General features: G+C 57.7%; 1 protein-coding gene. It reads left to right on the top strand.

Going from position 1 to position 673, the window contains the following annotated elements:
* Nucleotides 1-303: 303 nt before the first annotated feature.
* The coding region (locus AC0L2R_RS33795) for an SDR family NAD(P)-dependent oxidoreductase (RefSeq protein WP_473514115.1) at nucleotides 304-673 on the top strand (370 nt) is incomplete at its 3' end.

Here is a 673-nt window from a genome sequence, read left to right as displayed (position 1 = left end):
TTTCATCAAAGGGTGAGGCTCCCGGCGAGGCCCTCTAGCCTGACACTACATGGCGTAGGAGAGCACGATGCCCAATGCGCATACAATCAATTTGTCTCGCCGCGGCTTCTGCCTGTGCTGCCTAGCCTCGGCTATTTTCGCCGAGGCGGGAGGTTGGCTGGCGCCGAGACAGTTCATCATGGATCCCGCCTTTTCACCAGGCTTGCTTACGCGGGCGTATGACCAGCCGGGCGAGGGCACTGCAGCTCTTCAGTTAAACTTTAAAACCGCTGCCTCTGCAGCCATGCGCACTGGAAACCGATCATGGGAAAATTAGACGGAAAGATCGCTCTCGTTACCGGCGGAAATAGCGGTATCGGCCTAGCAAGTGCAAAGCGTTTTATGGAGGAGGGCGCGTACGTGTTCATAACGGGACGGCGCCAGCCTGAGTTGGATAAAGCCGTCGCGTCGTTAGGTGACAACGTCACTGGCGTCCGCAGCGATGTTTCCAGTGCTCAGGACCTCGACCGACTGTATGAGACCGTCACGGCCAAGAAGGGCCGCATCGACATCCTCTTCGCAAATGCCGGCCTTGGCGAGTTCATGCCGCTGGGCGCGATTACCGAGACCCATTTCGACACAACCTTCGGCGTCAACGTTAAAGGCACGCTGTTTACCGTCCAGAAGGCATTGC

This window comes from Mesorhizobium sp. WSM4820, from assembly GCF_055811075.1.
The sequence above is the reverse complement of the archived record's forward strand: the minus strand, read 5'-3'. Positions and strand labels throughout refer to the sequence as shown.